This window comes from Pantoea sp. PA1, assembly GCF_056856975.1.
On sequence record NZ_JBXGEE010000001.1, the window covers coordinates 2,131,432 to 2,153,351 of the forward strand.

At 57.0% G+C, this 21,920-nt stretch carries 19 protein-coding genes; 5 read left to right on the top strand and 14 right to left on the bottom strand.

The window, feature by feature from the left end; genetic code table 11:
• Positions 1 to 29: 29 nt before the first annotated feature.
• Positions 30 to 1,463, top strand: a complete 1,434-nt coding sequence (gene mgtE, locus AC1V0D_RS10215) for a magnesium transporter (RefSeq protein ID WP_009088760.1) — start codon at positions 30 to 32, stop codon at positions 1,461 to 1,463.
• 3 nt (positions 1,464 to 1,466) lie between these two features.
• Here the strand turns inward: mgtE and AC1V0D_RS10220 are convergent, their stop codons facing one another.
• Positions 1,467 to 1,964: a helix-turn-helix transcriptional regulator gene (locus tag AC1V0D_RS10220; protein WP_482907361.1), complete on the bottom strand. Its 498-nt coding sequence runs from the start codon at positions 1,962 to 1,964 to the stop codon at positions 1,467 to 1,469.
• Between the two features lie 202 nt (positions 1,965 to 2,166).
• On the opposite strand from AC1V0D_RS10220, the gene AC1V0D_RS10225 reads away from it, so the two are divergent.
• Entirely contained in the window at positions 2,167 to 2,346 is a 180-nt protein-coding gene (locus AC1V0D_RS10225) for a hypothetical protein (RefSeq protein WP_009088756.1), read from the top strand.
• Between the two features lie 32 nt (positions 2,347 to 2,378).
• Here the strand turns inward: AC1V0D_RS10225 and AC1V0D_RS10230 are convergent, their stop codons facing one another.
• The 3 genes from AC1V0D_RS10230 to guaB form a co-directional block, all read right to left on the bottom strand.
• On the bottom strand, positions 2,379 to 3,152 hold the full coding sequence (locus tag AC1V0D_RS10230) for a DUF3750 domain-containing protein (RefSeq protein WP_046102365.1): 774 nt from the start codon (positions 3,150 to 3,152) through the stop codon (positions 2,379 to 2,381).
• Positions 3,153 to 3,461: 309 nt separating this feature from the next.
• Complete coding sequence (gene guaA / locus AC1V0D_RS10235; protein ID WP_009088749.1) at positions 3,462 to 5,042, bottom strand: glutamine-hydrolyzing GMP synthase; 1,581 nt, start codon at positions 5,040 to 5,042, stop codon at positions 3,462 to 3,464.
• A 68-nt stretch (positions 5,043 to 5,110) separates the two neighbouring features.
• Positions 5,111 to 6,577 (bottom strand): IMP dehydrogenase, encoded by a 1,467-nt coding sequence (guaB, locus tag AC1V0D_RS10240; protein WP_009088747.1) that lies wholly within the window; start codon positions 6,575 to 6,577, stop codon positions 5,111 to 5,113.
• Positions 6,578 to 6,745: 168 nt separating this feature from the next.
• Here guaB and xseA point away from each other — a divergent pair, with 168 nt between their 5' ends.
• The 3 genes from xseA to AC1V0D_RS10255 all read left to right on the top strand — a co-directional run bounded on the left by xseA (position 6,746) and on the right by AC1V0D_RS10255 (position 9,723).
• Positions 6,746 to 8,119, top strand: coding sequence for an exodeoxyribonuclease VII large subunit (gene xseA, locus AC1V0D_RS10245; protein WP_150028986.1), 1,374 nt, complete (start codon positions 6,746 to 6,748; stop codon positions 8,117 to 8,119).
• Between the two features lie 261 nt (positions 8,120 to 8,380).
• Positions 8,381 to 9,394, top strand: coding sequence for a M4 family metallopeptidase (locus tag AC1V0D_RS10250; protein WP_336791724.1), 1,014 nt, complete (start codon positions 8,381 to 8,383; stop codon positions 9,392 to 9,394).
• Positions 9,391 to 9,723, top strand: a complete 333-nt coding sequence (locus tag AC1V0D_RS10255) for a protealysin inhibitor emfourin (protein ID WP_009088741.1) — start codon at positions 9,391 to 9,393, stop codon at positions 9,721 to 9,723. Before AC1V0D_RS10250 ends, AC1V0D_RS10255 begins: the two co-directional genes overlap by 4 nt.
• Before the next feature lie 44 nt (positions 9,724 to 9,767).
• On the opposite strand, the gene AC1V0D_RS10260 is transcribed toward AC1V0D_RS10255, so the two are convergent.
• From AC1V0D_RS10260 to rlmN, 10 genes are all read right to left on the bottom strand, one after another.
• Entirely contained in the window at positions 9,768 to 12,209 is a 2,442-nt protein-coding gene (locus AC1V0D_RS10260) for a glucose/quinate/shikimate family membrane-bound PQQ-dependent dehydrogenase (protein ID WP_482907362.1), read from the bottom strand.
• Positions 12,210 to 12,511: 302 nt separating this feature from the next.
• Entirely contained in the window at positions 12,512 to 12,733 is a 222-nt protein-coding gene (locus AC1V0D_RS10265) for a zinc ribbon domain-containing protein (RefSeq protein ID WP_009088737.1), read from the bottom strand.
• 61 nt (positions 12,734 to 12,794) lie between these two features.
• Positions 12,795 to 14,285, bottom strand: coding sequence for a ribosome biogenesis GTPase Der (der, locus tag AC1V0D_RS10270; protein WP_009088735.1), 1,491 nt, complete (start codon positions 14,283 to 14,285; stop codon positions 12,795 to 12,797).
• Between the two features lie 174 nt (positions 14,286 to 14,459).
• The gene (gene bamB, locus AC1V0D_RS10275; RefSeq protein ID WP_482907363.1) at positions 14,460 to 15,641 is read right to left on the bottom strand and encodes an outer membrane protein assembly factor BamB; all 1,182 of its coding nucleotides are present in this window, start codon (positions 15,639 to 15,641) and stop codon (positions 14,460 to 14,462) included.
• A 19-nt stretch (positions 15,642 to 15,660) separates the two neighbouring features.
• Positions 15,661 to 16,278, bottom strand: coding sequence for a YfgM family protein (locus AC1V0D_RS10280; RefSeq protein ID WP_009088731.1), 618 nt, complete (start codon positions 16,276 to 16,278; stop codon positions 15,661 to 15,663).
• A gap of 33 nt (positions 16,279 to 16,311) precedes the next feature.
• Complete coding sequence (hisS, locus tag AC1V0D_RS10285; protein WP_046102368.1) at positions 16,312 to 17,589, bottom strand: histidine--tRNA ligase; 1,278 nt, start codon at positions 17,587 to 17,589, stop codon at positions 16,312 to 16,314.
• A gap of 105 nt (positions 17,590 to 17,694) precedes the next feature.
• The gene (gene ispG, locus AC1V0D_RS10290; RefSeq protein WP_009088728.1) at positions 17,695 to 18,816 is read right to left on the bottom strand and encodes a flavodoxin-dependent (E)-4-hydroxy-3-methylbut-2-enyl-diphosphate synthase; all 1,122 of its coding nucleotides are present in this window, start codon (positions 18,814 to 18,816) and stop codon (positions 17,695 to 17,697) included.
• A 37-nt stretch (positions 18,817 to 18,853) separates the two neighbouring features.
• Complete coding sequence (gene rodZ, locus AC1V0D_RS10295) at positions 18,854 to 19,867, bottom strand: cytoskeleton protein RodZ (RefSeq protein WP_009088726.1); 1,014 nt, start codon at positions 19,865 to 19,867, stop codon at positions 18,854 to 18,856.
• Positions 19,857 to 20,591: a type IV pilus biogenesis/stability protein PilW gene (gene pilW / locus AC1V0D_RS10300; RefSeq protein WP_058957401.1), complete on the bottom strand. Its 735-nt coding sequence runs from the start codon at positions 20,589 to 20,591 to the stop codon at positions 19,857 to 19,859. Before pilW ends, rodZ begins: the two co-directional genes overlap by 11 nt.
• 80 nt (positions 20,592 to 20,671) lie before the next feature.
• On the bottom strand, positions 20,672 to 21,841 hold the full coding sequence (gene rlmN, locus AC1V0D_RS10305) for a dual-specificity RNA methyltransferase RlmN (protein WP_009088720.1): 1,170 nt from the start codon (positions 21,839 to 21,841) through the stop codon (positions 20,672 to 20,674).
• Positions 21,842 to 21,920: the final 79 nt, after the last annotated feature.

The following is a 21,920-nucleotide window of genomic DNA, read 5'->3' on the forward strand; positions in this document are numbered from 1 at the left end:
CTGGTGCTTTCAGACTAAAGGGATCCAATGTGTCTGCCTCTCACTCTCAACGTTTAAGTGAAACCCGTCATCGCATTCTGACGCTGCTGCTCAATGAACACGATCTGGTTGATGCCCTGCTGGAGAAATCCGGCGATCAGCCGCCTGAACAGCAACGTGAAAATGCGGCCCAGCGTGAAGCGCTGGAACAGGATATTCTTCAGCTGCATGCCGCTGACCTTGCCGATATTCTCGAAGCCCTGCCGGAAGAGGAGCGCCAGGCGCTGTGGCGGCTGGTGCCAAACGAGCGGCGCGGTCACGTGCTGGTTGAAGCGTCAGAAACGGTCTGGGCCAGCCTCACGGAGGAGATGAGCGACCGCGATATTCTGCGCGCCATCCAGCCGCTGGATATCGACGATCAGGTCTGGCTGGCGCGCTATCTGCCGCGTGACCTGACCGGACGCCTGCTGGCCACTGTGGAACCTGGCCTGCGCGCCCGGATGCTCAGCATGGTGCAGTTTGACCGCGACCGCGTCGCCAGGGTGATGGATTTCAACATCCTGACGGTGCGTGAAGATGTCACGCTGGCGACGGTGCAGCGTTTCCTGCGCAAGCGCAAAAGTATGCCGGGCGGCACCGATAAGCTCTTCATCACGAATAAAGATAATCAGCTGCTGGGTGAACTGCTGCTGACCGATATCCTGCTGAATAAGCCCAAAACGCTGGTGAGTGAAGTGATGAACGCACGCCCCACCACCTTCCAGCTTAATGACAAGGCAGAAGACGCCGCCAGCGCCTTTGAACGTTATAACCTCATCTCTGCCGCCGTTACCGATGCAAAAGGCAAACTGATTGGCCGTGTGAGCATTGAAGATATCATCGACCTGGTTAATGCCGAAAACGAAAGCAATATCCGTAAGATGGGTGGTATCAGTCAGGAAGAGGATGTCTTTGCCCCGGTGCATAAGTCAGTCCGTAAACGCTGGGCCTGGCTGGCGATCAACCTCTGTACCGCCTTTGTTGCCTCACGCGTTATCGGGCTGTTTGAAGGGACCATCTCGCAAATCGTCGCCCTCGCGACACTGATGCCAATTGTGGCCGGGATCGGGGGCAATACCGGTAACCAGACGATCACCATGATTGTGCGCGCGCTGGCGCTGCATCAGGTGGAGCCGGGTAACTTCTCGTTTCTGATCGTCCGTGAACTGGGCGTGGCACTGATCAACGGCCTCTTCTGGGGCGGCATCATGGGCGGCATCACCTGGCTGATGTATGACAATATGGCGCTGGGCGGCGTCATGATGCTGGCCATGGCGCTTAATCTGCTGCTGGCGGCGCTGATGGGCGTGCTGGTACCGCTGGTGATGACCAGACTGAAGCGCGATCCGGCCGTCGGCTCCAGCGTTCTGATTACCGCCATCACCGACACCGGCGGATTCTTTATCTTCCTGGGACTGGCGACGCTGTTTCTGACCACGCACTGACCCTCAGGCGTGCAGACCGTAGCGTTGCAGTGACCCGCTGAGATTACGCTGGCGCGTCACCTGCGCCAGTTCCCGGGTCGCCACCGGCAGCACATAGTTACCGCGCTGGTTCAGCCACTCCAGCACATCTGACAGGTGCCAGATGGCGGTTTTGCCATCATGCACCGGCAGCGGAAATGGCGGGCGGTGGCTGAGCATCAGCTTGCGCATGTTCTGGCGCGACATGCCGATCAGCTCGGCTACGTCAGTCAGTCCCACAAAGTCAGGCGCCGCTTCCACCAGCGTAGCACCCGGTATCGCGCGCAGGACCGCCGCTTCTGCCTCTGCCAGTGCCTCCGTCGCGGAGCCTGACTCCCGGGTAAACTCCAGTGCGATTCGCCCCGGCATCCCCAGACCGATCAGCGCATCGTCACAGCCGGCTGCGGCCAGCCCTTCCATCATCTCATCTGCCGGCGCATGCCCTTCCGGCAGGCTGAACCGTAATGTAAAACAATATTCCATATGCCTCTCCTTTCGCACGTCCTCCCTATCCTCCCGCCGGATTAACAAGTTGTCAAATGACAACTGATAAAAATATTGTTGTCCGGCTGAGCTTACGCAGACTTTTTCACACAGTAAAACGGTCAGGATCTAAACTGGAAAACGTTACTTAAAAAATGTCAGCGCGATGCTGGCAGCAATCACGACTCACGACGGAGAAACTATGTTTAAAGCAGAGGATTTTGTTCAGTCGAAAACCGGTGGCCCTAAAATGCAGGTATTGCGCGTTGAAGGTGACACCCTGTATTGCGCGAGGGTGGATGATGCGACCAAAAAAGAGATTGAAGTGAAGGCAGAGAGCGTCAACCTCTATCACGAAGAGGGCGATTTTGGCGTGTGCTGAAACAAACCGGCCCCGTTAGCGGGGCCAGACGATCAGGGCTTATCCTGCTGCAGGTTGTCGTTACCCAGCCCGCCAATAAACGGCAACCGCAGGCGGAACGGGGTAAAGTCGAGGCCCATGTTCAGACCCAGCAGATTCACTTCGAACCCCTCTTCCGCTCCGAGCGTGACACCTGCCACACCCAGAACCGATACCTGCAGACCTCGCCCGGATGGCGGCAGCCCGACCGGACGCCACAGTGGCCGGTAATCTTTGCCCAGGGCATTGGCAGGCAAATCGAGTTTTAAGGCCGGGACTTCGCGACCAATGTGCGCCAGGAAAGTATTGCTATTGGGCCCCGGCCACGCGTGATAGGTCGTCGGCCAGGGATAGGATTGAATGGCCGCTTCAATCTGCGGGATCATCGCTTCTGCCTCAGGACCGCGATGGTTCACCAGCAGCCGCGGTTTTGCACCATACCAGTAGCCATCGGGAAGATTGGTATTGTGACGCACTTTATCGCCACTGCCCCAGCTGATCACTTCATAGCGATTGTAGTGCGTTTCACCGGCACGTTTGAAGATAATCCAGGGATGCACCGCGACCCGCCCTTTCCAGCCATAGGTGGGCGCGGCATAGACCTGCACGATAGCCAGATTAGCGAAGGCGCGCGGGTCGGGCGCCATACCGGCTGAATCGCGTCGCGCCGACCACCAGCCGCCCCGCTCTGCGGTTTCGCTGTGACGGGTCGCCTGGGCGATACTGGCTCCCAGAGAGAGCAGCAATACGACAACAAAAAACAGGCTGAACACTTTGAGTGAGAGCATGACAACATTCCTGGTGGCGTCAGAATCAGGAAACGCCTGCGGTGCGGGCGGTTTCCGTAAGCGGCGGCTTTGAGACATGGATAATCGGTAAAAGCGGCGAGTCAAAAGCGGGCGTCAGACAGGAAACCCGACGTGCTTTTGCTGACCAGCAGAATAGCGCAATTTGCGGCAAAGTGAACAGAAAATCACCAGGTTCGGGTGCGGATGTGCTGAAAGGTTAAAACGGCGGTTCGGCGGGCAGCCAGGGCAGAAAAAAGCCCGCTGAGAAGCGGGCTTGAACATCGTCAGGGTTAACCGGCTACAGGCTGATTACTCCCACTCAATCGTCGCCGGTGGCTTACCGCTGATGTCATACACCACGCGGGAGATCCCGTTGATTTCATTGATGATGCGGTTAGAGACGCGGCCCAGGAAATCATACGGCAGATGCGCCCAGTGAGCGGTCATAAAGTCGATGGTTTCCACCGCGCGCAGTGAAACCACCCAGTCATATTTACGGCCATCGCCCATCACACCGACCGAGCGAACCGGCAGGAAGACGGTGAACGCCTGGCTGACTTTGTTGTAGAGATCCGCTTTGTGCAGCTCTTCGATGAAGATAGCATCGGCACGACGCAGCAGATCGCAATACTCTTTCTTCACTTCGCCCAGCACGCGCACGCCCAGACCCGGGCCCGGGAACGGATGGCGGAACAGCATGTCGTACGGCAGGCCCAGCTCCAGACCAATCTTACGCACTTCGTCTTTGAACAGCTCTTTCAGCGGCTCAACCAGGCCCATCTTCATCTCTTTCGGCAGGCCGCCAACGTTGTGGTGCGACTTGATGACGTGCGCTTTTCCGGTGGCTGACGCCGCCGATTCAATCACGTCCGGATAGATGGTGCCCTGCGCCAGCCACTTAACGTCTTCCAGCTTCAGCGCTTCTTCGTCAAACACTTCCACAAAGACGCGACCAATGGTTTTACGCTTGGCTTCAGGTTCATCAATACCTGCCAGTGCGTCCAGGAAACGCTGCTCAGCCGGAACATGGACGATATTAAGACCAAAGTGATCGCCAAACATATCCATCACCTGCTGCGCTTCGTTCAGACGCAGCAGACCGTTATCCACAAACACGCAGGTCAGACGGTCGCCAATGGCACGGTGCAGCAGCATCGCCGTTACCGATGAATCTACACCGCCAGACAGACCGAGGATAACTTTGTCATTTCCTACCTGCTCACGCAGACGTTCTACCGCATCTTCGATGATTTTGGCTGGCGTCCACAGGGCTTCACATTCACAAATGTCGATGATGAAGCGCTCAAGCATCCGCAGGCCCTGACGGGTATGGGTCACTTCCGGGTGGAACTGCACGCCGTAGAAACGCTTCTCTTCGTTCGCCATGATGGCAAACGGACAGGTTTCGGTGCTGGCAACGGTTACGAAGTCAGCCGGGATAGCGGTGACTTTATCGCCGTGGCTCATCCAGACATCCAGCAGCGGTTTACCGGCCGCGCTGATCGCATCTTCGATATCGCGAACCAGAGCGCTTGGCGTGGTCACTTCAACCTGCGCATAACCGAACTCACGTTCGTTTGAACCGGCAACGGCGCCGCCCAGCTGCATCGCCATGGTCTGCATACCGTAGCAGACGCCGAGGACCGGCACGCCAGCATTAAAGACATATTCCGGCGCACGCGGGCTGTTCAGTTCGGTGGTGCTCTCCGGGCCACCGGAAAGGATGATGCCGCTTGGGTTGAACTGGCGAATCTGCTCTTCGCTCACATCCCATGCCCAGAGTTCACAGTAAACGCCAAGCTCGCGCACGCGGCGTGCCACCAGCTGAGTATATTGCGAGCCGAAATCGAGAATCAGAATGCGATGCTTATGGATATTTTCCGTCGTCATTGAGGGGGTTCCAGAACGGTGACTTAATAAATAAAAGCGCCCGGCTTAAGCCGGGCGGGAAATCGGAATTACGAGCCCATACGGTAGTTCGGTGACTCTTTGGTGATGGTCACATCATGTACGTGACTCTCATTGATGCCAGCGCCGCTGATGCGGACAAACTCCGCTTTGGTGCGCAGGTCATCAATGGTCGGGCAACCGGTCAGGCCCATACATGAACGCAGTCCACCCATCTGCTGATGGACGATCTCTTTCAGACGGCCTTTATAAGCCACGCGGCCTTCGATGCCTTCCGGCACCAGTTTGTCAGCGGCGTTATCAGTCTGGAAGTAACGGTCTGAAGAGCCTTTGGACATCGCGCCCAGTGAACCCATGCCGCGGTAGGATTTGAATGCACGACCCTGGTAGAGTTCGATCTCGCCCGGAGACTCTTCGGTGCCCGCCAGCATTGAACCCACCATGACACAGGAGGCTCCCGCCGCGATCGCTTTGGCGATATCACCGGAGAAACGGATACCGCCATCGGCGATGACCGGAATACCGGTGCCTTCCAGTGCAGTCACGGCGTCAGAGACGGCGGTGATCTGCGGAACACCGACACCGGTGACGATACGGGTAGTACAGATAGAGCCAGGGCCGATACCGACTTTGACCGCGCTGACGCCGGCCTCAACCAGTGCCAGTGCGCCGGCACCGGTAGCAACGTTACCGCCGACAATTTCGAGGTCCGGATATTTAGCACGGGTTTCACGGATACGGGAGAGCACGCCTTCAGAGTGACCGTGAGAAGAGTCAATCAGCAGCACGTCAACGCCCGCAGCAACCAGCGCATCGATACGCTCTTCGTTGCCTGCACCGGCACCGACAGCGGCACCCACACGCAGACGGCCCTGTGCATCTTTACAGGCGTTAGGCTTACGTTCGGCTTTCTGGAAGTCTTTAACGGTGATCATGCCCAGCAGATGGAAGCTGTCATCCACGACCAGCGCTTTCTCTACGCGCTTTTCATGCATTTTGTGCAACACGACATCACGCGCTTCACCCTCTTTCACCGTCACCAGACGATCTTTCGGGGTCATGACCGCAGAAACAGGCTGGGAGAGATCGGTCACAAAGCGCACGTCACGACCGGTGATGATACCAACCAGTTCATTGTCGCGGTTAACCACCGGATAGCCTGCAAAGCCGTTGCGCTCGGTCAGCGCTTTGACGTCAGCCAGTGGGGTGGTCGGCAGTACGGTCTGCGGTTCAGTCACGACGCCGCTCTCATGTTTCTTCACCTTGCGCACTTCGTCCGCCTGGCGTTCAATCGACATATTTTTATGGATGAAGCCAAGGCCGCCTTCCTGTGCCAGCGCAATTGCCAGACCCGCTTCGGTCACGGTGTCCATGGCAGCGGAAAGCATAGGAATGTTTAAACGGATGTTTTTGGTCAGCTGTGTGCTGAGATCGGCCGTATTAGGCAGGACGGTGGAGTGAGCAGGAACGAGCAGAACGTCGTCAAAAGTGAGTGCTTCTTTAGCGATTCTTAACATGGCAATACTCCACCTCGGGTGATTGAGATTAGATAAAATATTGCCGCGGCATTATACAGGCCGTAATCGATTGCCTCCACTATTATTTACGAAAAACTCTTGATCCGCACTGGCAGCCCTGTAGTATCGGTGAATTAACCTGCTGATTTGGAATTTGATCTTCGTCACATGTCGCTGCCATCCAACGCCAATATTTTTACCGTCAGCCGTCTCAATACGACAGTGCGTCAGCTGCTGGAGAAAGAGATGGGCCTGGTCTGGATCAGCGCCGAGATCTCCAATTTCACTCAGCCAGCTTCCGGTCACTGGTACTTCACGCTGAAAGATGATGGCGCGCAGGTGCGCTGCGCCATGTTCCGCAACAGCAATCGTCGCGTCACTTTTCGTCCGCAGCACGGCCAGCAGGTGCTGGTGCGCGCCAGCATCACCCTTTACGAGCCTCGAGGCGACTATCAGCTGATTGCCGAGAGTATGCATCCGGCGGGCGAAGGGCTGTTGCAGCAGCAGTTTGAACTGCTGAAGGCAAAACTGTCGACCGAAGGATTGTTCGACCCGCAGCATAAGCAGCCGCTGCCGGAACCGGCGCGTCAGGTCGGGGTGATCACCTCGGCGACCGGCGCCGCCCTGCACGATGTGTTACGCGTGCTGCATCGCCGCGATCCCTCCCTGCCCGTGGTCATCTATCCTGCTGTCGTGCAGGGTGTCGATGCGCCTGCGGCTATCGTCCGGGCGATTGAAGTCGCTAACCTGCGCAATGAATGCGACGTGTTAATTGTCGGGCGCGGCGGCGGTTCGCTGGAAGATTTGTGGAGCTTTAACGACGAACGGGTAGCGCGCGCAATTTTTGCCAGCCGCATTCCCATCGTCAGCGCAGTCGGACACGAAACCGACGTCACCATTGCCGACTTCGTCGCAGATTTACGCGCGCCCACACCGTCGGCCGCAGCAGAAATTGTCAGCCGCAATCAGCTTGAATTGCTGCGTCAGCTGCAGTCACAGCAGCAGCGGCTGGAGATGGCGATGGATTACTATCTGGCGCGCCAGCAGCGGCTTTACAGCCGCCTGGAGCATCGCCTGCAGCAGCAGCATCCGCAGCTGCGTCTGGCCCGCCAGCAGACTGCCCTGTTCCGCCTGCAGCAGCGTCTCGGTGATGCGATGGAAACCCGCCTGCGTCACGCTACCCGTCAGCAGGATCGCCTGCAGCACCGGCTCAGTGCCCAACAGCCGCAGCAGCGCCTGTTCGAAGCGCAGAAGCAGCTGCAAAGCTGGCACTACCGCCTGCAGCAGAGTATGACCACTCAGCTGAGCAGCGGAAAACAGCAGTTTGGTCAGCTGGTAGCGCAGCTGGAGGGCGTCAGTCCCCTGGCCACGCTGGCACGCGGATTCAGCGTCACGACCGACACCACCGGACAGGTGGTGAAAAAAACGGCGCAGCTGCAGAGCGGCGACCTGCTGCGCACCCGTCTGGATGATGGCTGGGTCGAAAGCCAGGTCACACAGTTACTGCCTGAGAAAAAGCGTCGCCGCAAAACCGCCTCCTGACCAGTTCCGCCCTCATCACCCTTCCTTTCCAGTTATGGCTGGTCTCATTTACCGCGTGCATTCGCCGTGACCGGTCTATACTTTCTGGTACATCTCTGCTGCCAGAGCGTTTCAGATGGCCTGTCAACGTGGTCTGTCTGACGGGTCTGTACTCTCCGGTACATCTCTGCTGCCAGGGAGTTTCAGATGGCCTGTCAAAGTTGTCTGCCTGACGGGTCTATACTCTCCGGTACCTCTTTCTCAGCTGCCAAGGAGTTTCAGATGGCTTACTGCGTTATTCCTCCCTATATCCTTCGTAAGATCATTGCTCACGGTTCCGGTCACCAGCAGGCGCAGGCGCGTCGCACCCTCACCCACGTTCAGCACCTGATGGCAGAACACTGGCAAAAACCCGCCGTAGCTAAAACGGCTGCGGGCGGCCATGTGGACCGGGAAATTTATGATGCCCAGGGCAGAGAAACCCTGCCCGGTAAGCTGATTCGACAGGAGGGCCAGCCCACCAGTGATGATGTAGCGGCTGAAGAAGCCTGGGACTACCTCGGCGTGACCTATGACTTTTTCTGGCAGGCTTATCAGCGTAACTCGCTGGATAATCAGGGGCTGAAGCTGCTCGGTACCGTCCATTACGGGGAAAAATATCAGAACGCCTTCTGGAACGGTCAGCAAATGGTATTTGGTGACGGTGACGGCGAAATTTTCAATCGCTTTACCATTGCGATTGATGTGGTGGCACATGAACTCGCGCATGGCGTCACGGAAAATGAAGCCGGATTGATCTACTTTGAGCAGGCGGGCGCACTGAATGAGTCCCTGTCTGACGTCTTTGGCTCCCTGGTCAAACAGTACAGCAAAAAACAGCGCGCCGAAGAGGCGGACTGGATTATCGGTGAAGGCCTGCTGGCAAGCGGCATCAATGGGCGCGGTTTGCGTTCAATGTCTGAACCCGGCACCGCCTACGATGACCCGATGCTGGGTAAAGATCCGCAACCAGCGCACATGGATGACTATGTGAAAACCCGTGAAGATAATGGCGGAGTTCACATCAACTCCGGTATTCCTAACCGGGCATTTTATCTGGCGGCCACCGCGCTGGGCGGCTTTGCCTGGGAGCAGGCAGGCTACGCCTGGTATGACACCCTGTGTGACGACGAGCTGCCTCAGGATGCGGACTTTAAGACCTTTGCCCGCTTCACCGTTCAGCACGGTGAAAAGCGTTTTAATTCGTCGGTCGGCCGTGCCATTGAACAGGCGTGGAAGGAGGTTGGCGTGCTATGAGTGAACTGCCCGAACTCACCGATGACGCTACGGTCATTGTCGCGCGTGAAGGCGGCATGGCCTTTATTCCGGGGCTGCGCGCCGAGCGTCGCTTTATGCTGGGCGATCTGCCACCGCCTGAAAAACAGCGCGTCTGCCATGCGCTGGAACAGGCGATGCCGCTGGGCGAACCCGAGGAGAAAGCCGCGCAGGTGGGCAGTGGCGATCAGCGCTATTTTCGCATTCAGATCCAGTACGCGACCCGCCGTGAGGTCGGCACCATTGTGCTGCTGATCCCGGAACAGGTCGCCCCTCCCGAATTGCAGGCGCTGTGGCGCGACGGCAAATAAGCAAAAAAAGGGCCGACAATGTCGGCCCTTTTCCTTATGCATGGTTACTTGCTGTCTGGCAGCGCGTAAGCAATCACGTAATCACCGCGGTCCGGTGACTGACGTGCGCCACCTGCCGAGATGAGGATGTACTGCTTACCATCTTTCGGTGAAACGTAGCTCATCGGGCCACCCTGACTGCCGACCGGCAGGCGCGCTTTCCACACCTCTTTACCGGTTGAAGAATCAAAGGCGCGCAGATAGTAATCCTGGGTACCGGCGATGAAGACCAGGCCACCCTGCGTTGCCAGCGTTCCGCCCAGCGTCGGCATACCAATCGGCATTTTCACGCCCATTTTGATACCAAACGGTCCGGTGTCCTGCACGGTACCAACCGGTACCTGCCAGACGATTTTCTGGGTTTTCATGTCAATCGCCGACAGCGTACCAAATGGCGGCTTCTGGCAAGGGATGCCCAGCGGAGACATGAAGCGGTTTTTGTTTACGGCGTACGGCGTGCCTTTCAGCGGCACTGCACCCATACCGGTGTTGATCGCTTCGCCACCGTTGCTGCCACGTGAAATGCTGTTGGTGTCAGCCGGGATCATCTGCACCCACAGGCCGAGACGCATATCGTTAACGAACAGCAAATGGTTGTTAGGGTCAGTCGACATGCTGCCCCAGTTCATTCCACCCAGCGAGCCCGGGAAGCTCAGCGACTTGTCGGTGTCCGGCACGGTGAACAGGCCGTTATAACGCATCGATTTAAAGGCAACACGGCAGGCCAGCTGATCGAACGGCGTCGCTCCCCACATGTCAGACTCTTTCAGCGTCTGGTTGCCAATCTGCGGCATGCCGGTCGAGTGTGGCTGAGTTTTGGTGTACTGCTCGTTCGGGATATGGCCCTGCGGCATCGGCAGCTCTTCGACTTTGGTCAAAGGCTTACCGGTCATCCGGTCGAGCACAAAAATCATGCCGGTTTTACCGCCGATCACCACCGCTGGCGTGGTGCTGCCATCTTTCTGCGGGAAGTCGATCAGGCTTGGCTGCATCGGCAGGTCAAAGTCCCACAGATCGTTATGCACGGTCTGATAGACCCACTTCTCTTTACCGGTGGTGGCATCCAGCGCCAGGACGGATGCGCCATATTTGTGATCCAGTGGGGTACGGTTCGCGCCCCAGAGGTCAACAGAGGAGCTGCCCATCGGAATGAACACGGTGTTCATGGTCGGATCGTATGACATCGGAGCCCAGGAGTTCGGCGTACTGCGGGTGTACTCCTTGCCCGGCATCAGGATCGCATTCGGGTCAACGTTGCCCGGGTCAAACGCCCAGCGCATCTTGCCGGTGATAACGTCGAATCCACGCAGCACGCCGCCCGGCATATCGGTCTGTACGTTATCCGCCACGCGTCCGCCAACCACGACAGTGGTGCCTGCCAGCGTAGGAGCTGAGGTCAGCTGATACTGCGGGTCTGGTGCCTTACCGATGCCGGCTTTCAGATCGACAATGCCGTGATCGCCAAAGTCTTCACAGAACTCACCGTTGTCGGCGTTGATGGCAATCAGACGCGCGTCGATGGTGTTCATCAGAATACGACGCTGACAGGTGTCACCGGCAGGCAGGGTAACGGCCGTTACCGGAACTGACCCCGGCTTGTCCGGCTGTTGCAGCGGTTTCGTCGCGTCAAAGTAAGCCAGACCACGGCAGCGCGGCCAGACTTCAGCCTGCGCATTAATTTCGCGTTTCCAGATCTGCTTACCGCTGTTCGCTTCCACCGCAATCACATTATTGTGTGGGGTGCAGAGATAAATCGTGTTGCCAATCTGCAACGGCGTCTGCTGATCTTCTGCGCCGTTACCGGTCGGGCTGATCGGGGTGTCACCGGTGCGGAAGGTCCAGGCAACTTTCAGATCCTTCACGTTGTCGCGGGTAATCTGGTCCAGCGCCACAAAGCGGCTGCCCTGCGGCGTATTGCCGTAGTTATCCCAGTCTTTCTGCTGTTTGGTTTTATCGACCGGAATCAGCGGCAGCTCTTCACCATTACCGGCCACGGTAGGATGCGGCTGGAACATCTGCACCAGCGTGACCACCATGCCTGCGGCCAGCAGTACGGAGAAGGTATAGGAAGGTTTTGCCAGTGAGGGCTTACCTTCATGCTTACGCAGTGAAGGCCAGATCAGGAAGGCCAGCAGTGTCAGTCCGGCTGGCACCATCAGGCGTGAGACCAGCGGCCAGAAATCCAGCCCGGCATCAAACAGCGACCAGATCAGCGTGCCGATAAAGACCAGCAGGAAAAGAACCGCTGCCGACGATTTGCGGCGGAAGAACTGAATTGCGGAAAGTACGATGACAATCCCTGCAATCAAAAAGTACCAGCTGCCGCCAAGCGCAACCAGTTTGCCGCCACCGATTGCAAAGAACAGACCGGTAGCAAGCAGCACCAGTCCGAGCAGCACGGATGCGATTCCCAACCCCCTGGCGGAGCGGGAGGATGTTTCAGCCATAAACTATCTCTCCTGAATAAACAGAACGTCCGGACAGGTACCGTCCGGACTCCGCGCCTTAAAACGTTCTGCGCAGAGCCCCGTTCTGTTTCAAATCAATTATAAACAGACCCGCGTCCGTAAGAATCTGAGGGCCGGAAGCCTACAGATGTGGCTGGCCCCTCCCACGACGCGGCAGGATTGTACCACCTGGTACATAACCGAGTGAACATATACAACTCATTTGTTACGACGTAATAGCATTTTTGCTACAAAACGGCGGGCGGGCCGGGTTCACCGGTACGTTTAATCATAGCCAAATCTTACGGTGTGGACGGCTGAAACTGCACCCGCCTGCGCGAGATCAATCCGTGGCCATGTTGACAAAAATAGTCGACCGCACCGCAGGCTTTCAGTACCGTCAGTGGCTGGTGACAGTCCGGACAGACGGGCTGCGCCGGATAGTGCGCACTGCAGCGGTCACAGATAAATTCGCCGTCGCTGAGCCGCAATGGCTGCTGACATTTTTCGCAGTGAATAGTCACTTTCTCCTCCTGAGCAGCGTGTTCAGCACAAAAAAAAGAGGGCCTCATGGCCCTCTTCTCATTAACGCTTATTCTTTTTCATATGCGCCATCAGACGCTTACGTTTACGCTGCTGAGTCGGCGTCAGCAGGTTACGCTTGCCTTCATAAGGGTTCTCACCCTCTTTGAACTGAATACGGATTGGCGTTCCCATCACATTCAGGGATTTGCGGAAATAGTTCATCAGGTAGCGCTTGTAAGAATCTGGCAGATCTTTCACCTGATTCCCGTGGATGACCACGATGGGCGGGTTGTAACCACCGGCATGGGCATACTTAAGCTTAACGCGACGGCCGCGCACCAGGGGTGGCTGGTGATCGTCTGCCGCCATGTTCATGATGCGCGTCAGCAGCGAAGTGTTTACGCGCCGGGTCGAACAGTCATAGGCTTCAGTGATCGATTCAAACAGGTTACCCACCCCGCTGCCGTGCAGCGCAGAGATAAAGTGGATGCGGGCGAAATCGATAAAGCCCAGACGGAAGTCCAGCGTCTCTTTCACTTCGTCACGCACTTCCTGCGACAGGCCATCCCATTTGTTAACCACGATTACCAGCGAGCGTCCACTGTTGAGAATAAAGCCCAGCAGGGAGAGATCCTGATCCGAGATACCGGCGTGGGCGTCGATGACCAGCATCACCACGTTGGCATCTTCAATCGCCTGCAGCGTCTTGATCACCGAGAATTTCTCTACGGTGTCAGAGATTTTGGCGCGCTTACGCACCCCGGCGGTGTCGATCAGTACGTAATCACGTCCGTCACGCTCCATCGGAATATAGATACTGTCGCGGGTGGTGCCGGGCATATCGTAGACCACTACGCGGTCTTCACCGAGGATACGGTTAGTAAGCGTTGACTTACCTACGTTAGGACGCCCCACGATGGCCAGCTTGATAGGTAAACCTGTCGGGTCGAAGTTTTCTTCTTCCTCGGCGGCTTCCTGCTCAGCGATCTCCTCGGCGTCCAGCGCCGCCCAGTAGGCCTGGTTCTCTTCTTCTTCGGTCAGTTCGACCGGCTCAACCGTCTCCATCCACGGCAGCAGCGCCGTTTCAATCAGACTGGTGACACCACGACCGTGCGACGCCGCAATGGCGTGGATCTCGCCCAGGCCGAGTGAATAGAAGTCGATAACCGCCTGATCCGGATCGAGCCCGTCAGTTTTGTTCGCCACCAGAAAAGTGGCTTTCTGGCGGGAACGCAGATGTTTAGCGATTTGCTGATCGGCGGCCATCATGCCCGCACGTGCGTCAACCATAAACAGTACGACATCCGCTTCTTCAATCGCCAGCAGTGACTGCTCAGCCATCCGCGTTTCAACACCCTCTTCGGTGCCGTCGATACCACCGGTATCAATAACAATAAATTCGCGCCCTTCCACTTCGGCGCGACCATATTTGCGATCGCGAGTCAGTCCGGGAAAATCCGCTACCAGCGCATCACGAGTGCGGGTTAAGCGGTTAAATAGCGTAGATTTTCCCACATTGGGACGCCCAACCAGCGCGACCACAGGTACCATAACAAAATGCCTCAATAAAAAATGAATCGCCCGAATGGCGTGATTATAACGGCTCTGGCCGTTAAGTTCAGGCTTAAGGCGCAAAGAATACCATGCCTGACTAAAAACGAAACGGCCCCTGATTAAATCAGGAGCCGTCGGAACGGAGGATTTCACCTGCCGGACGTTTACCCGTTAACGGGTAATCGCATAAACCTCACCATCTTTCGACTGGATCAGCAGCTTGTCGCTGGCGACCACGGGCTCGGTCTGGAAACCGGCACTGTCCAGCTTCTGCTGCGCGACAAAACGACCGTCGGTGGTGTTCAGCCAGTGCAGATACCCTTCGCTGTCGCCGACCACCAGATAGCCGTTGTAGAGCACCGGTGAAGTCAGGTTGCGATGCAGCAGATCGCTCTGACGCCAGATAGCGACGCCACCGTCCGCGTTCAGGGCAATCACACGGTCATCCTGATCGACCAGATAGATGCGGCCTGCATCAACAATCAGATCTTTCACACCGCCGATTTCGCGTTTCCACAGAATCTGGCCGGAACGCAGATCCAGCGCTGTCAGGTCGCCGTTGTACGCCAGCGCGTAAACCACGCCGTTAACGATAACCGGGGTCGTATCGACATCGTTCAGACGATCGATTTCGGTTGCGCCGCTGACCTGAGAAATACGCTGCTGCCAGATCAGTTGTCCCTGGTTCAGCACGACGGCACTGACGCGGCCGTTGTCACCACCGACAATGGCCCCGCCAAACGCAACAGCCGGAGCCGATTCACCGCGCAGTGATAGCGCAGGCATATCCAGGTTAACGCTCCACTTCACCGCCCCGCTGCTCTGGTCCAGACCCTGCAACATGCCGTTGCTGGTATGGATCAGCACCAGGCCATCGCTGACCACCGGACGTGACAGCGCTTCACCGGCGACTTTCGTCTGCCAGGCCAGGCTGCCATCGCTGCTGTTCAGGGCATAAACCTGACCGCGCTCGCTGCCGACATAGATCCGATCGCCATCCGCCGTCAGGCCGCCCGATAACAGGGCTGAGCGATTTTTCGAGAAGAAGCCGGTTTTCTCAGAGAGATCGACTTTCCATTTTTCTTTACCGTCTGCGGCATCCAGCGCTTTCACGATACCAAAGCGGTCGGCTGCGAAGACCGTATTGTCCTGCCAGGCAGGATGCAGATTGGAGTAGAAATCACCCACGCCATCGCCGACCGAGGTGCTCCACACTTTCTCTGGCGTAAACTGATTTTCCACCTTCGGCAGCGGGGCCATTTTCACTACATCTTCTTCGCCGCTAAACAGCGAACAACCGCTGAGCAAAGTGACTGAAATCAGTCCCGGCAGCAGGTATTTACGTAATTCCATGCGCTCTCTCTTGACTGGCTTAGCTTAAGTTATTCATCTTCATCTGCATCATTTGCTTCAATGCCGGAGAGGCGTCAGATTCCACCCCTTTACTCCAGGCATCGCGCGCGCCCTGCTTGTCGCCTTTGGCCAGCAGCGCTTCGCCGCGAATATCGGCCACAATGGCTGTCCAGCCATCACCCTTCACACCGTCAAGGGTTTTAAGCGCCGCATCCGCTTGATTCTGTTGCAGTTGAATGCGAGCCAGACGCAGGTTAATGACCGCCTGCAGATTGGCATCTTTGGTATCTTTCAGTCCGTTTTGCAGCAGTGCTGCGGCTTTATCAAGCTGACCGGCATCCACATACTGCTTCGCCAGATCCATCGCCGCCAGCGCACCATAAGTGTTGCTGTTTTCGCTGGCAAACCGGTTGACCGCTTCCAGCGTCTCAGGTTTGCCCGCCTGCATGGCGGTGGTCAGTTGCTGATATTGGGCCGATACCGTTTTCGCAGTATCGTCCTGATGACTGCTCCAGTAACGCCAGCCACCCAGCGCAGCAATGCCGATGACTACGCCAATGGCTAACGCCTTACCATTGCTGGTAAAAAAGTTGCGCAGCGCTTCGGTCTGCTCGTTCTCATTGCTATACACTTCCACGCAATCCTTCTCCTTTCTATGGTTGGTGCTGTGTTACGCCTGTAACAGCGTGCGCAATACAGCAGCAGCCTCTGCCTGATCCAGCGTTTGCTGCTCGCCACGGCGCAGATCTTTCACCACGACCTGACCGGCTTTGACTTCATCCTCGCCCAGCACCAGCGCGACGCGAGCGCCCCACTTGTCAGCGCGGGCAAACTGCTTCCTGAAGTTGCCGCCGCCAAAGTTAGTCATCAGCCTCAGCTCTGGCGCTTCATCGCGCAATTTCTCAGCCAGCTGCATCGCAGCGGACTGCACGCCCTGACCGGAAGCGATAACATAGACATCCACATTGCTCGTCGGTTCAAATTCCGGATTCACCGCCTGAACCAGCAGCACCAGACGCTCCATGCCCATCGCGAAGCCTACCGCAGGGGTGGCACGTCCACCGAGCTGCTCTACCAGGCCGTCATAGCGACCGCCGCCGCACACGGTACCCTGTGAACCCAGGCTGTCGGTGACCCACTCAATCACGGTGCGATTGTAGTAATCCAGGCCGCGCACCAGACGCTGATTGACGGTGTAGCGGATGCCCGCGTCATCCAGCAGGGCACACAGGCCGCTGAAATGGTCGCGTGATTCGTCATCAAGATAGTCGCCGAGCTGCGGCGCATCATTCAGCAGCTGCTGAATATCGGGATTTTTACTGTCGAGAACGCGCATCGGGTTGCTGTACATGCGGCGTTTGCAATCCTCATCCAGCACCTCTTTGTGCTGTTCGAGGAAGGCGACCAGTGCGTCGCGGTAGTGCGCACGCGCTTCCAGTGAGCCGATGGAGTTGAGTTCCAGGCGAACGTGGTCGGCAATGCCTAAGGCTTTCCACCAGCGGGCGTTGAGCATAATCAGCTCCGCATCGATATCCGGTCCCTGCAGACCAAACACTTCGACGCCAATCTGGTAGAACTGGCGATAACGGCCCTTCTGCGGACGCTCATAGCGGAACATCGGCCCCATGTACCACAGGCGCTGCTCCTGATTGTAGAGTAAACCGTGCTCGATACCGGCTCGCACGCAGCCTGCGGTTCCTTCCGGACGCAGCGTCAGGCTTTCGCCATTGCGGTCCTCGAAGGTGTACATCTCTTTTTCAACCACATCGGTGACTTCACCGATGGCGCGTTTAAACAGTGGGGTCTGCTCCACCAGCGGCAAGCGAATTTCGCTATAGCCGTAGCTCGCCAGCGTCTGCTTGAGTACGCCTTCAATCCGTTGCCAGAGAGCGGTATCCGCAGGCAGGTAGTCGTTCATCCCGCGAATCGCCTGAATATTCTTCGCCACGTTAAAATCTCTTAATGCAAAAAAACCTGTCCGGCATCATACCTTATGAGGATGAAACCGCACAGGTTCAGTCAAAAAAGTCACGCACGCAGGCTGCGCACGCCATTATTTTTCCAGCTGCTGCACGTCAATACGGCGGCTGGCATCCAGCATCGACGCTTTGGCACGAATGCGCGCTTCCAGCTGATCGATCATGTCATGGTTATCGAGACGATCACGCTGACGCACGCCATCCTCGTAGAAACCACTCTTCTTGCTGCCACCGGTCACGCCCAGGGTCGAGAGCGTCGCTTCGCCCGGTCCGTTGACCACACAGCCGATAATGGAGACATCCATCGGCGTGATGAGATCTTCCAGACGCTGCTCCAGCGCGTTGACGGTGCCGATCACGTCAAACTCCTGACGTGAACAGGTCGGGCAGGCGATGAAGTTAATCCCGCGCGAACGGATGCGCAGTGATTTCAGAATATCGAAGCCGACTTTGACCTCTTCAACCGGATCGGCCGCCAGCGAGATACGCAGCGTGTCGCCGATCCCTTCTGACAGCAGCAGACCCAGCCCAATCGCCGATTTGACTGCGCCAGCGCGCGCCCCGCCCGCTTCGGTGATCCCGAGATGCAGAGGCTGATCGATCTGTTTTGCCAGCAGGCGATAAGATTCCACCGCCAGGAAGACGTCAGAGGCTTTTACACTGACTTTAAACTGGTCGAAGTTGAGACGGTCGAGGTGATCGACGTGACGCATGGCCGATTCCAGCAACGCCTGCGGCGTCGGCTCGCCATACTTTTCCTGCAGATCTTTTTCCAGCGAACCGGCGTTAACGCCAATCCGGATCGGAATATTGTTGTCGCGCGCGCAGTCAACCACCATACGGATACGCTCATTGTTCCCGATATTACCGGGATTGATGCGCAGGCAGTCAACGCCATATTCGGCGACTTTCAGGGCGATGCGGTAGTCAAAATGGATGTCTGCAACCAGCGGCACGTTCACCTGCTGTTTGATCAGCCTGAACGCTTCTGCGGCATCCATGGTCGGCACCGAGACACGAACGATGTCGACACCGACGCGCTCAAGGGCTTTGATCTGATTTACCGTCGCTTCCACGTCAGTGGTGCGGGTGTTGGTCATCGACTGGACGGCAATAGGTGCGCCGTCACCGACCGGCACCTTGCCGACGTAAATGCGTCTGGATTTACGACGGATAATGGGTGCTTCGTTATGCATATTTCTTCTCCACAATTGCCCGGTACGCGATACGCTGTTATTGCGCACCCAACGTCAGGCGAGCAACCTGGTTATTACGGATAAAACGACTTAAATCAACGGGCTGATTCTGATATTGCACCTGAACCGCGGACGGCGCGCCAATTTTCAGACGATACGGAGGTGTGCCCGCGAGGCTCAGTTTACCACCACTACGCTGAATGCCGCTGAACAGTTTTTTGCCGGTGGCATCGCTCACTTCCAGCCAGCAGTCGGCGGTGAAGTTCATGACCACCGCATTCGGATCGGCCGCCGGTTCACTGACTGCGGCAGCGCCGACCGGCATCTGTGGTGTCGTGCTGGTTGCAGGGTTAGTCGTGGCCGGTGCTGCCGATGTGGTGTCCTGTGGCGCCTGGCTCGGTGACACGACAGCATTGCTGCTGTCGGTCTGCGTTGTGGCTGGGGTAGTGGTCGTGCTGGCAGCCGGCGCAGAGGTGGCTGGCGTGCTGGTCGCGCTGTTGTCGCTGGCGGCCGTATTACTTTCGTCAGGCGCGGCTGGCGCCGCGCTGTCACCGCTGGTCTCACCCAGCGGAATCGACTGGCCGCTATCGCCGCTGCTGCCGTTCTGGTCGGTCATCGGCACCAGATCGTCCTGCGACGCTTTGTGATTCTGCCACCACCAGGCGCCGGTCAGGCCAATCACCACGAACACCACCAGCCAGGTAAAAATCATTAACCAGCCGTCGCGTTTCTTGCGGCGCTTGCCCAGGGAGAAACTTTGCATCGGCTCGATTTTTGCCGCCCGGACCGGCGTCTGTTTCGCCATCATCGGCAACAGTTCCTCTTCAGGAATGTGCACCAGACGCGCATAAGAGCGGATGTAACCGCGCAGGAACGTTGAGGCTAAATCGGCAGGCGATTTGTCCTCTTCGATGTCACGCACGGTAGAGAGTTTCAGACACAGACGTTCAGCGACGTTCTGCTGTGACAGCCCCATCTGCTCACGGGCCAGACGCAGGCGATCACCTGTTGAATGTAATGCAGAGTTTTCTTGAGTGGCTTCAGTATTCATTAGCTAAATAACGCTGGTACTGTATCGATTGCGGAAAACGTCGCGCTAACTGGTCGCCATAACGTGAAACGTCTGCGGCATTTCCCTGTAGCGCGGCGAAACGTAAGTGTAACGCCAGACTGCGTGCCGTTTCGGGCAACTGTAGCTGGTAAACGTCGAGCAAAATCTGCACCCTCGCCAGATGGTTTTCAGCCATCTGCTTTTCAGCCTCCGCCAGCAGCGAATCAGCTTTTCGCCTGTCGGCTTCAATGGCCCGGCGTAGCGTCCTGCGGGCGGCAACAACATCCCCCGCCTGCAGGTAACAAAAACCTGCCAGTTCAAGCGCGTCGTTGCGTGCATCAGACGACGGAGCGGTTTCTGCCCGACTAAACTGTTGATGCGCTTCGTCATACTGCCCTAAAGCGCAGAGAAACGCACCGTAATTGTTAGCAACAAAACCATTATCCGGGGCCTGCTGCTGTGCCAGTATAAACCCTGCCTGGGCTGCTGTCTGATTGCCCTGCTGTTGCGCCAGTCGTGCCAGCGCAAGCGAGACCCGGTAATCTTCTGGCGCGGCGGCCTGCGCGCGCAGAAAGTTTCGCTCAGCAGCGGCATAATCACCCGCCGCCAGATAGTGCATCCCTAACTGCAGACGCACCTCTTCAGCACCGGATGAGTGCGGCTGGCTGACACACCCGCTTACAACAAACAGCGCCAGTACACTGGCGGGTAATCCGTTACGCACGATCGTTTCCCTCTGCCTGACATTGACAGGCTGCAGCCTGCCACGCGTCTTCACATCAGGAAACGTTCTCTGTCACGCTTCTAGAGCGCCTTCACAGAGATGGCTTCACCCGCCATTTTTTTACGCAGCGTACGCTTGGTGCGGTCGATCACCTCACCCGCTAACTGACCACAGGCGGCATCAATATCGTCGCCACGGGTTTTACGCACAATGGTGGTAAAACCGTAGTCCATCAGCACCTTGGAGAAGCGGTCGATGCGGCTGTTTGAGCTGCGGCCATAAGGTGCACCCGGGAAGGGGTTCCACGGAATCAGGTTGATTTTACACGGTGTTTCTTTCAGTAATGCGGCAAGCTCATGCGCATCGTCGGTGCTGTCATTGACATGATCCAGCAGGACGTACTCAATGGTCACGCGTCCCTGGTTGGCGTTAGATTTGCCAATGTAGCGTTTCACCGCTGCCAGGAAGGTTTCGATATTGTACTTTTTGTTGATCGGAACAATATCATCACGCAGCTTGTCGTTAGGCGCGTGCAGTGAAATGGCCAGCGCCACATCAATCATATCGCCCAGTTTGTCCAGTGCAGGCACCACACCTGAAGTAGAGAGGGTCACACGGCGCTTGGAGAGACCAAAGCCGAAGTCATCCAGCATGATCTCCATCGCCGGAACCACATTATTGAGGTTGAGCAGTGGCTCACCCATGCCCATCATCACTACGTTGGTGATAGGACGCTGGCCGGTGATTTTTGCTGCGCCGACGATTTTCGCCGCACGCCACACCTGACCAATAATTTCTGACACCCGCAGGTTACGGTTAAAGCCCTGCTGTGCGGTCGAACAGAATTTACACTCCAGCGCACACCCCACCTGCGAAGAAACACACAGCGTGGCGCGGTCGCCTTCCGGGATATAGACCGTTTCCACCAGCTGATCGCCCACACGGATGGCCCATTTAATGGTGCCGTCAGTGGAGCGCATCTCTTCAGCCACTTCCGGTGCGCGGATCTCCGTCAGCTCCATCAGCCGGTTACGCAGCTTTTTATTGATGTCGGTCATCTGCTCGAAATCGTCGCAGCAGTAGTGGTAAATCCACTTCATGACCTGATCGGCACGGAACGGCTTTTCGCCCAGCGACTGGAAAAACTCGCGCATCTGCTGACGGTTGAGATCCAGCAGGTTGATTTTCTGGCTTTTAGGGGAAACGACAATGGGGGATGCGGACGCGGACGTCACAATCTGTTCGGACATAATATTCTCTGGCCTCGTTGTTACACGTTATGGCGCTGTTCAGGGATAGGTGAAAAAAATTGCGCCTTCATTAAGCGAA